Origin of the sequence: Kribbella sp. (genome assembly GCF_035687465.1) — a bacterium.
Classification (GTDB): domain Bacteria; phylum Actinomycetota; class Actinomycetes; order Propionibacteriales; family Kribbellaceae; genus Kribbella.
The window spans coordinates 1-5,478 of sequence record NZ_DASRXP010000665.1; the positions used below are offsets into that span (position 1 = coordinate 1).

Annotated in this window: 3 protein-coding genes; all 3 read left to right on the forward strand. The window is 68.3% G+C overall.

Translation table 11 applies throughout. The annotated features are described in order from the left end of the window. Window positions 1–1,917: hypothetical protein (locus tag VFG33_RS35585; protein ID WP_325057422.1), on the forward strand; the 1,917-nt coding region annotated here is incomplete at its 5' end. A gap of 1 nt (window position 1,918) precedes the next feature. After that, a complete protein-coding gene (purL, locus tag VFG33_RS35590) occupies window positions 1,919–4,180 on the forward strand; it encodes a phosphoribosylformylglycinamidine synthase subunit PurL (protein ID WP_325057423.1) in 2,262 nt (753 codons plus the stop codon). 79 nt (window positions 4,181–4,259) lie between these two features. Beyond that, entirely contained in the window at window positions 4,260–5,423 is a 1,164-nt protein-coding gene (locus tag VFG33_RS35595; protein WP_325057424.1) for a glycosyltransferase, read from the forward strand. The last annotated feature ends 55 nt before the right edge of the window (window positions 5,424–5,478 follow it).

The following is a 5,478-nucleotide window of genomic DNA, read 5'->3' on the forward strand; positions in this document are numbered from 1 at the left end:
GACGTGAAGTCGTCGCCCGAGCTGACCGCGCTGGTGGACCAGTCGCACGTCGGGTCGATCACCGTGAAGACGGCCGGGCCGTACACCTGCCCGGTCGACGGCTGGCTGACCATCAGCGCCGGCACCCGCGCGTGGGGCAGCGTCGCCGACCAGCCCTGCGGCGACCTGCCCGCGGTGACCGACGGCAAGGTCCAGGGCTGGCAGACGTACGTCGACCGCCAGGCCGAGCATCACACCGGAGCACCCATCGGCCGGCTCGGCCAGGCCGGCTACCGGTTCTGCGGCTTCGGCCCAGGTGCCGCCATTGCTCTCGCCCGCACTGACGGCTCCGTCACCGACTGGCAGCCAGAGCTCGATCAGGCCAAGCTCGCCAGCCCGGCCTGCGGTGACGCGATCATCGACGCCGGAGCCCTGCCGCTCGGTCAAGGCCGGCCCGAGGCGCTCAAGAAGGTCTCGGATCTCGTCGCCCAGGCCAGAGCGGCCGACGGCTGGGTACTGCTCGTCGGCGTCAGCCAGGAGACCGCCGACACGCAGCAGGAACTGCTGGTCGCCATGCAGCTCCCACCGGACAACGGTCCGCGTTGGCTGACCAGCGACAGCACCCGCCGGCCCGGACTGATCCAGCTGACCGACGTCACCGCGACCATCCTGAGGGGCCGCGTCGCCGCCGAGGTCGACCCGGCCGGCGCGGAGAAGGCCGGCCCGTTGGACGGCAACGAGATCCATTTCACCGGCGACCTGCACACCGACGCGGCCGCGGTGATCGAGGATCGCCTGGATACCAACGAGCGGTTCGAACATCCCCGGCCGGTGCTGATCGCGGTCATCGTGACGCTGGTGGTGGCGCAACTGGCCGCTCTCGGCTGGTTCCTGATCACGCGGAGCCGCCGGGCGCGCAGTGCGAGTGTGTTCACGATGCTGGCGCAAGGTGGCTTCTTCATCGCCGTCTTCCTGTCCACCGCGACCGCCTGGTGGCGGTGGCCGGCGCCTGGATTCTCCTTGTACTGCGTGGTGCTCGCGATCAGCGCGTTGTTCGCCGGAGTGGCTCAGGTGGTTCTGAAGAAGTACGCGTACCTGGGGATCCTGCTGGCGGCGTACGTGATCTTGCTTGTCGACGGGGTGCTGGGGACGCCGCTGCAGTTCGGCAGCATGTTCGCGGACGGGCCGGTGATCGGCGGCAGGTTCTACGGCTTCGGCAACTCCACCTTCGCCACGCTGGCGGTTGCTGCCTTGGTGATAGCCGGGTGGGTCGCGCAGAAGGTGTTGCCGCACAGCCGGAAGAGGGCCGCCCTCGCAGTACTGGCTATCGGCGGCCTGGCGATCATCGTGGACGGCAAGCCTGGTTGGGGGACGGACTTCGGCGGCATCATCGCCTTGACCCCAGCAGTGCTCCTGCTTGCCTGGCTGACCTGGCGCGGCAGCATCTCCTGGAAGGCGCTGATCGGAGTCGGTGTCACAGGAGTGGTCGCGGTGTCGGCGGTCGCCTTTCTGGACTACCTGCGTCCGGCCGACCAGCGCAGCCACTTCGGCACCTTCTTTGCCCGGTTGCTGGACGGCGACGTCAGCGACGTGCTGATCCGCAAGCTCCAGATGTCTGCCAGCTTCTTCTACACACCCGCCGGCTGGTTCATGCTCGCCGGGGTCGTGCTGGCGATGCTTGCCACCGTCCGGCCCGACAAGGTGCCCTTCGAGGCTTACCGGCGGTTCTTCGTGAGCCAGCCGATGGTTCGCCCGACCATGCTCGCGCTGTCCACCTGCGGCCTGGTCGGCATGCTGCTGAACGACGCCGGGGTCGCTCTGCCGGCGATCATGACCGGCTTCGCTCTGCCCCTGCTTGTAGCGCACCTCCTAGCGGATGGTGCTGACCACATGCCCGCTACGGTTTCACCTGAGCCCCACCTAGTACAGGAGTCATAACGTGTCGACCGACACCGTCAGCAACGCGACCAGTACGCCGGACGTCGAGCAGCCGTGGGCGGAACTCGGGTTGAAGCCGGACGAGTACCAGCGAATCCGCGACATCCTGGACCGGCGGCCGACCAGCTGCGAGCTGGCGATGTACTCGGTGATGTGGAGCGAGCACTGCTCGTACAAGTCCTCCAAGGTGCATCTCAAGAAGTTCGGCGACATCCCGCAGGAGACCCCGGCGGGCAAGATGCTCGCGGGCATCGGCGAGAACGCCGGCGTGATCGACATCGGTGAGGGCTATGCCGTCACCTTCAAGGTCGAGTCGCACAACCACCCGTCGTACGTGGAGCCCTACCAGGGCGCGGCGACCGGGGTCGGCGGCATCGTCCGCGACATCCTGGCGATGGGCGCCCGGCCGGTCGCGGTGATGGACCCGCTCCGGTTCGGCCCGCTGGACGCCCCGGACACCAAGCGGGTACTGCCGGGGATCGTGTCCGGTGTCGGCGGCTATGGGAACAGCCTGGGTCTGCCGAACATCGGTGGCGAGGTCGTCTTCGACCCGACGTACCTGGGCAACCCGCTGGTGAACGCGCTCTGCATCGGCGTGATGCGGCACGAGGACCTGCACCTCGCGAACGCGACCGGTGTCGGCAACCAGATCATCTTGTACGGCGCCAAGACGGGCGGCGACGGCATCGGTGGCGTCTCTGTGCTCGCTTCGGAGACCTTCGCCGATGGTGGTCCGACGAAGCGCCCCGCAGTACAGGTCGGCGACCCGTTCATGGAGAAGTTGCTGATCGAGTGCACGCTCGAACTGTTCGCGGCCCGGATCGTCGAGGGCATCCAGGACCTCGGTGGCGCGGGTCTTTCGTGTGCGACCTCCGAGCTGGCGAGTGCGGGTGACGGCGGGATGCATGTCTCGCTCGACAAGGTGCCGCTGCGCGACGCGACCCTGGCTCCGGAAGAGATTCTGATGAGCGAGTCGCAGGAGCGGATGATGGCGGTCGTCACGCCGGACAACGTCGAACGCTTTTTGAAAATCTGCGCGAAGTGGGACGTCCAGGCGGATGTGATCGGTGAGGTCACCGACACCGGTCTGCTGCAGATCGACTGGCACGGTGAGCGCGTCGTCGACGTACCGCCGCGGACCGTCGCGCACGACGGCCCGGTCTACGAGCGCCCGTACGCGCGGCCGGCCTGGCAGGACGAGCTGCAGGCCGACGGCGCCGAGAAGTTGCCCCGGGCAACCACTGGCGCAGAATTGCGGGACACGCTTCTTCGTCTGATCGCTTCCCCCAATCTGTGTGACAAGTCGTGGGTGACGGACCAGTACGACCGGTACGTGCTGGGCAACTCGGTGCTCGCGCAGCCCGAGGACAGCGGGATGATTCGGGTGGACGAGACGAGCGGCCTCGGAGTCGCGGTCTCCACCGACTGCAATGGGCGCTTCGCGAAGCTCGACCCGTACACCGGTGCCAAGCTCGCGCTGGCCGAGTCCTACCGCAACGTGGCGACCACGGGCGCCCGGCCGGCCGCTGTGACGGACTGCCTGAACTTCGGTTCGCCGGAGGACCCGGGCGTGATGTGGCAGTTCGCAGAGGCGATCCGCGGTCTGGTCGACGGTTGTATCGAGCTCGGGATCCCCGTCACCGGTGGGAACGTGTCGTTCTACAACCAGACCGGCGAAACCCCGATCCTGCCGACGCCGGTGGTCGGCGTACTGGGGGTCATCGACGACGTGACCCGGCGTACCCCGATCGGCTTTACCGCTGACATGGAAGGGCACCAGCTCTACCTGCTCGGCGAGACCGACGAGGAACTGTCCGGCTCGGAGTGGGCGCATGTGATCCACGGTCACCTGGGCGGACGGCCCCCGGCGGTGGACCTGGCAGCCGAGGCGCAGCTCGCGGACATCCTGATCAACGCGTCGCGCGACGGCCTGATCGACGCCGCCCACGACGTGAGCGACGGCGGTGTCGCCCAGGTGCTGGTCGAGTCCGCGCTGCGTGGTGGCGTCGGTGCGCGGGTCTGGGCCCCGGATGGCCTCGACCCGTTCCTCTTCCTCTTCGCGGAATCCGCCGGCCGCGCGGTCGTCGCAGTACCGCGGACAGAGGAGGTGCGGTTCACCGACATGTGCACGGCCCGCCGCTTCCCGCACGCCAAGATCGGCGTCATCACAGGCGAGTCCCTCGACATCCAGGACCAGTTCGAGATCCCCCTGCCCGAACTCCGCACCACCTGGACCGCCACCCTCCCCGCAGCTCTCAACTAGTCGCTTGCGTCCGAAGAACCGAGGGGCCTGCCCCCGGGTTCTTCGGACGTAACAGCTTTGACGGCTTAGCATTCGGCAGATGCGGATCTTGTTCACTTTCATCGGTGGGATCGGGCATTTCCAGCCGCTGGTGCCGGTGGCTCGGGCCGCGGAGGCCGCTGGGCATACGGTCGCGGTCGCTGGGTCGGGGAAGGTGACGCCGTCCGTCGAGGCGAGCGGGTTTACCGTCTTCCCGACTAGCGCTCCGCGGCCGCCGGGGGAGCCGGCGCCGGTGCCGGAGCCGCTGGAGAGACCTGATCCGGCCGCTGCGGAGCGGCACTTCAGTGAGGCTTTCGGGCGGCCCGGGGCGCGGCGGCATGCGGCTGCGCTGCTGAGGATCGCGGCCGAGTGGAAGCCTGACGTGATCGTGCGCGACGAGGCGGACTTCGGTTCCGCCATCGCCGCCGAGCGGCTCGCCATTCCCTGCGCGACCGTGCTCGTACTGGCGGCGGGCTCCCTCCTGCGCAAGGAACTCCTGGTGGAGCCGCTGGGGGAGTTGCGAGCGGAGTACGCCCTGCCTGCGGATCCCGGGCTAGCCATGCTTGATCGGGATCTGGTGTTGTCGCCGTTCCCGCCCAGTTTCCGCAGCCCGGGATTTCCGTTGCCCGCAAGTGCGTTCTCCTTCCGTCCCGGCCCGCCCGTGGAGGTTGCCCGGTCCGTCTGGAGTTCGGCCTGGCCTGGCTTCCGGGCGGACCTCCCGACGGTCTACTTCACGCTAGGCACGGTGTTCCAGGCCGGACCCGACGATCTGTTCTCCCGCGTCCTCGCCGGCTTGCGCGAGGTGTCCGCGAACGTGGTCGTCACGGTTGGCGAGCGCAACGACCCCGCAGTACTGGGACCGCAGCCCGACCACGTCCGCGTCGAGCGTTTCATCCCCCAGGACGAGCTCCTCCCGTACTGCGACCTGGTCGTCTCGCACGGTGGTTCCGGGAGTGTGATCGGGGCCCTCGCGCACGGCCTGCCTTCCGTCCTGCTCCCGCTAGGCGCCGACCAGCCGCACAACGCCCAACGCTGCACCGAGCTCGGCGTCGGGCAAGCCTTGGACGCGGTGTCGGTCACCCCGGCCGAGGTCGTCGCGACAGTGTCGACGATGCTGACCGACCAGAACTACCGCCAAGCCGCCCAACGCATCCAGACCGAGATCAACGACCTACCGGATGTCGAGCACACGATCCCCTTGCTCGAGCAGCTCACCCGAACCTGACGCAGCCAGTAGTGGCGCCGGTCCGCAGCTCGCGGATTCGATCCGTTTCGAGTGT